This is a genomic window from Mesorhizobium sp. M4A.F.Ca.ET.050.02.1.1, from assembly GCF_003997725.1.
In the GTDB taxonomy this organism is placed as follows: domain Bacteria; phylum Pseudomonadota; class Alphaproteobacteria; order Rhizobiales; family Rhizobiaceae; genus Mesorhizobium.
Window position 1 is genome coordinate 1 of record NZ_RZSG01000424.1, and the last position, 5,233, is coordinate 5,233.

The following is a 5,233-nucleotide window of genomic DNA, read 5'->3' on the forward strand; positions in this document are numbered from 1 at the left end:
GTCCAGCGGATATTCGGGGTCGGCCCATTTGGCCTCGATCGCCTCGGCGGCTCTGAACGCCGCCCAGGTGTTTTCAGCGATGACCCCGAAACCGTGACCGTAGCTGGTCTCGATCGGCACGATCTTGACCACGCCGGGCATCTTCGCGGCCTTGGAGAGGTCGGCGCTCACCGGCTTCGACCAGAAGCGCGGGCTCATCTTCACCGTGCCGTAGAGCATCTCCGGCAGCCTGACATCGATGCCGAAGATCGGCGCGCCGGTGACCTTGGCCAGCATGTCGACGCGCTTTTGCGGCTTGCCGAGCAGCTTCCAGTCGGCCTTGTCCTTGAGCCTGACCTCGGCCGGCGGCGGCATGGCGCTGGCTGAGGCGGCGACTTCACCATAGGTGACCGATTTGCCCGACGCCTTATGCAGGACCGCGCCGTTGGCGGTTTCCAGTTCGCCGGCGGAAACGCCGAGCTTCTGCGCCGCCGCCGAGATCAGCATCTGCCTGGCGGCCGCGCCCGCCTGCCGCATCTTGTCGAACCCGTCGCGCATCGAGGACGAGCCGCCGGTGCCCTGCAGGGCGAGCAGCTTTCCGACGACGCCGAGTCCGGATCGCACCGCTTCCGCCGTCATGCTCTCGTCGAAGAAGGGGAACGGACCGCCCTCCTGGAGTATCGCCGCGTTGTAATAGGCATAGGAAGCCGGGCCGTGCTCGACCTTGACCTGATCGAGGCCGACGTCGAGTTCCTCGGCGACCATGGCGGCAAGCGTCGTCGACACGCCTTGCCCCATCTCGGCGCGCGGCGCGACGATGGTGATGGTGTTGTCGGCGCCGATCTTCACATAGGGATTGAAGGTTGCCTCGCCCTTGCCGAGATCGGCCTCGAGCGGGTTGGCGAAGGGCTTGCGGTAGTAATAGTAGCCAACGGCGACACCGCCGGCGACAGCGGCGGCGCCGATGAGGAAGGTGCGGCGGGCGATCTTTCCGATGCTGGCCATGATCAGAGCCCCGCCGTCTTCAGCGCCGCGGCTTTCTTGATCGCCGCGCGGATCTTCGGATAGGTGCCGCAGCGGCAGAGGTTGCCGCCCATGGCGTTGTCGATGTCGTCGTCGCTCGGGTCCGCCACCTCCTCGAGCAATGCCACCGCGCTCATGATCTGGCCGGCCTGGCAGTAGCCGCATTGCGCCACCTGCTCTTCCAGCCAGGCCTGCTGCACCGGATGCAGCTTGCCGCCGGTGCCGATGCCCTCGATGGTGGTGACTGCGCCGCTGACTTCCCCGACCGGCAGCGAGCAGGAGCGAACCGGCAGGCCGTCGACATGCACCGTGCAGGCACCGCAGGCGGCGATGCCGCAGCCGAATTTCGGGCCCGTCTTGCCGATCAGATCGCGCAGCGCCCACAGCAGCGGCATTCCCGGATCGGCATCGATGTCGAATGATTGCCCGTCGACGGTGAGGCGCATGGGGATATCCTTCGTTGTCGTCTATAACCAGAAGCGAAATGGCAAGGCGGCCATTTCGTCTTCATACACCTTGACAAAATCCGTCATTTTGTCAATAGAGTTTGCACAGGGTAGACTGTTCGCCATGATCGAAGCCGAGGACATCGCCGCCGACCCCAAGCGCGCCCGCATTTTGGAAGGCGCGATGAAGGTGTTCCTCGCCTATGGCTTTACGCGCACCACCATGGACGACATCGCGCGCGCCGCCGACATGTCGCGGCCGGCGCTCTATCTGCTGTTCAAGAACAAGACCGACATTTTCCGCGCCATCGCCCTGATGCTGCTCGGTCGCTCCATCGAGCAGGCGAAGAGCGAGCTCGAAGGCGGCGGCACCTTCGCCGAACGCACGATGCGCGCCGTCGACGCAGCGCTGATCTCGATGATCGGCGCTGTCCGTGCTTCCCCGCACGGCGCCGAACTGCTCGACTTGAAGTCGAGCGTCGCCGACCTCGTCGGCTGCTGGCGCGACGGCCTTGTCGAGCACATCGCCAGCGCGGTCGAGGGCGAAGTGAAACGGAACGGCGTCGACCTCGCCGCCAAGGGGCTTTCGGCGCGGCTGCTGGCCGACATGCTGCTCGACGGGCTGGAAGGCATGAAGATGCGCATCAGCAATCCGGACGAGCAGCGACGGGCCGCCGCCGCGCTGATCAGGCTGATCGACCTGGCGCTGCGGAAAGGATGACGTCGGCGGTCGGCGCCCCCGGTCGAGCTAGGCTTGGCGCCGCGCTTGCTCGGGCTTCCTGCGCGCCGCGAGGAACTCCTTTACCCGCCGGCCCGGCGCCGGGCCGCGCATCGGCTTGAAGCCGTCGTCGAGTTCGCCGGAGAGATCGAGCGTCGGCCGCTTGCCGACGGCGTCATAATTCTCCTCCAGCCAGTCGCTGGCGGCGCTGCGGCCAAGATCGCGCAGATAGGCGAGGAAGGCCCATTCGGCGTTGACCTTGGACGATGCCGACAGGTCCTTGAAAGCCTCGTCGGCATCGATGCGGTGCATGCGAATGTCGCGGTACTCGCCATGCGGCAGCCGGCCGGCGGCGATCAGTTCCTTGACGAAGGCGATCGAGCGGAATTCGCGCAGGAGTCCGGCATTGAAGGTGATCTCGTCGATGCGGTTCTGGATCTCGTTGGCGCTCTTTGGCGTGCCATCGCGCACCACCGGATTGATCTGGACTAGGAGCACGTCCTCGGTGGCGGTCGTCTTGAAGAACGGATAGAGCGCCGGATTGCCGCCATAGCCGCCATCCCAGTAGGGCACGCCCTTGATTTCGACGGCGCGGAACAGTTGCGGCAGGCAGGCCGAGGCCATCACCGTGTCGAGGTCGATCTCGCCGTCGGAGAAGACGCGCAGCTGTCCGGTCTCGACATTGGTCGCCGAGATGAACAGCTCCACCGACTTGCAGGCGCGCACATTGGAGAAGTTGATCTCCTGCTTGACCACGTCGCGCAGCGGATTGAGGCCGAGCGGATTGGCGACATAGGGCGAGAACACCCGCGACATGGTGTCGAAGAAGACATAGCCCGGCGTGTTCTCGATCGACCAGTTGCCCCAGGCGACATCCCACGGCATGCGCTGCACCGGGCTGAAGCGGCCTTTCCGCGCCACCGCGCGCCAGAAATCGTCGAGCTTCTTGCGTGCTCCCTCGACGCCGCCACGGACAAAGCCGTCGGCCAGCGCCACCGCGTTCATCGCGCCGGCGCTGGTGCCGGAAACGGCTGAAATCTCTAGCCTTCCATCCTCCAGCAGCCTGTCGAGAACGCCCCAGGAAAAGGCGCCGTGCGAGCCGCCCCCCTGAAGCGCGATGTTGATCTTCTTCTTTTCCTCCGCCTTGCCGTTGGTCGTCATGGCGTTCCTGTCGTTGAATGGCCGGCCTCGTCCTGCCCGGAATCGGGCGACGCGCCGGCAGCGGACCTATGTTGCAGTGCAGCATATAAGTCCTGACCAAGGCAAGAACACGAACACGGTCGCGTGATCACATGAAATTTCGGTCATGAAGAAGAGCCTCACCGCCTTTTGGCGGAGAGGCGACATTCATCAAGATGGGCTGGCCGCCTTAGGCGACGAGATCCGGCACCGGCCCGACATAGCGCGACTGCGGCCGGATCAACCGTCCTGTCGTCTGCTGCTCGCGCGCATGGGCGATCCAGCCCGAGATGCGGCCGGCGGCGAAGACGTTGGTGAATGCGTCCTTTGGGAAGCCTGCCGCTTCCAGCAGGAGCGCAGTGTAGAACTCGACATTGGTCTGGATCGAACGCTGCGGCTTGGCGACCCGAAGCACGTCGAGCGCCGCCTGCTCCACCGTCTCGGCAAAAGCCAGCCGGCTGCCCATCTTCCCGCTACCTGGCCCCTTGCGGGTGGCCAGTTGCCGCACCACCGCTTTCAGCACGTCGGCGCGCGGATCGCGCACCCGGTAGATGCGGTGGCCGAAACCCATGATGCGCTCGCCTTGCGCGATCTCGTCGCGCAGCCAGCCGGCGCCGTCGCCGCACGCCTCGATCGCGTCCAGCATCTCGATGACCGGTCCGGGCGCGCCGCCATGCAGCGGCCCCTTGAGCGCGCCTAGGCCAGCCAGAATCGCCGAGGTCAGCCCGGCTTGAGTCGAGGCGACGACGCGGGTGGCGAAGGTCGAGGCGTTGAGACCATGGTCGCAGACAGTGACGAGATAGGTGTCGAGCGCTTTGGCCAGATCGGGCGAGGCCGCGCTGCCACCAAGCATGCGCAGCATGTCGGCGGCATGATCGGCATCCTTGTTTGGTGCGACCGGCTGGTCCCCGCGTCCCGCCCGCAGCAAGGCCGGAGTCAGCACCGCCGGCGCCGCGATCAGCCGCAGCGCATCCGTCAACGTCCCGCCGTCCGGCAAAAGGGCGATGCCGGCCCGCATGCCGCTGTAGACATCGAGCGCGGCCAGCGTCGGAAAAATCGGCTGGAGCCGCAGGAACACCTCGACCCGCGCCCGGCCGATCGCCTCGGCCAGTTCAGCATCGCCGGGAAGGTCGTCGAAGAAGCCGTCGAGCAACAGGCGCGCCACCTGCGGATAGCGCCAACGGCCGGCCAGTTCCGGCAGCGAATGGCCACGGATCGTCAGCCGGCCGCCGAGGCCGTCGACATCGGAAAGCACGGTTTCCGCCGCCACCACATCATCGAGCCCGTTTGCCATGTCCGTCTCCTTCGCCATTTACGGACTTGAATTAATGGTACAAGTTCGAGGCATCAATCTTGATCAAGTGAATCAATATGTCCAAGCAATCGGCTGCATGACAAACAACATGACCGAATGGCTGACGCGTGAGGAGGCGCTGGAACGGCTCAAGGTGCGGCCGCAGACGCTCTATGCCTATGTCAGCCGTGGCCGTATCGGCATGCGTCCGGACGCAGCCGATCCGCGCCGCAGCCAGTATCGCGCCGACGACATCGCCGCCCTCGCCACGCGCCGCGCGCGCGGCCGAAGCCCGCGAGCGATCGCAGAAAGCGCCATCGACTGGGGCGAGCCGGCTTTTGCCACCACGATCTCGACCATCCAGCATGGCGGCCTTTTCTATCGCGGCAAGGATGCTGTGGCGCTCTCCGGCGCGGCCACGCTGGAGGAGACGGCAAGCCTGCTCTGGGCAGCGGACGTCCCGGTGTCGTTTGCCTCGCCCGGCCGCCATGACGCGCGCGAGAGCGGTCGCGGCGCGGCATTCGCGACGCTGGCTGAACTGGCTGCCGAAGGCCGGCCTTCGCTGGGACGCGGGCCAGCCACGCTCTACCGCGA

At 66.0% G+C, this 5,233-nt stretch carries 5 protein-coding genes and 1 pseudogene; 2 read left to right on the top strand and 4 right to left on the bottom strand.

The annotated features are described in order from the left end of the window. Together EOA33_RS23405 and EOA33_RS23410 are read right to left on the bottom strand one after the other, a co-directional pair. The coding region (locus EOA33_RS23405) for a molybdopterin cofactor-binding domain-containing protein (protein WP_145989249.1) at positions 1-984 on the bottom strand (984 nt) is incomplete at its 3' end. A 2-nt stretch (positions 985-986) separates the two neighbouring features. Beyond that, on the bottom strand, positions 987-1,448 hold the full coding sequence (locus EOA33_RS23410; protein ID WP_126057910.1) for a (2Fe-2S)-binding protein: 462 nt from the start codon (positions 1,446-1,448) through the stop codon (positions 987-989). A 124-nt stretch (positions 1,449-1,572) separates the two neighbouring features. Between EOA33_RS23410 and EOA33_RS23415 the strand changes: the two genes are divergently transcribed. After that, positions 1,573-2,169: a TetR/AcrR family transcriptional regulator gene (locus EOA33_RS23415; protein WP_126057909.1), complete on the top strand. Its 597-nt coding sequence runs from the start codon at positions 1,573-1,575 to the stop codon at positions 2,167-2,169. 27 nt (positions 2,170-2,196) lie between these two features. On the opposite strand, the gene EOA33_RS23420 is transcribed toward EOA33_RS23415, so the two are convergent. Both EOA33_RS23420 and EOA33_RS23425 read right to left on the bottom strand, forming a co-directional pair. Next, positions 2,197-3,327, bottom strand: a complete 1,131-nt coding sequence (locus EOA33_RS23420; protein ID WP_126057908.1) for a patatin-like phospholipase family protein — start codon at positions 3,325-3,327, stop codon at positions 2,197-2,199. Positions 3,328-3,535: 208 nt separating this feature from the next. Further along, on the bottom strand, positions 3,536-4,639 hold the full coding sequence (locus tag EOA33_RS23425; protein ID WP_126057907.1) for a citrate synthase/methylcitrate synthase: 1,104 nt from the start codon (positions 4,637-4,639) through the stop codon (positions 3,536-3,538). Positions 4,640-4,748: 109 nt separating this feature from the next. Between EOA33_RS23425 and EOA33_RS23430 the strand changes: the two are divergent. After that, positions 4,749-5,233: pseudogene (locus EOA33_RS23430) on the top strand (citrate/2-methylcitrate synthase); the annotation flags it as partial.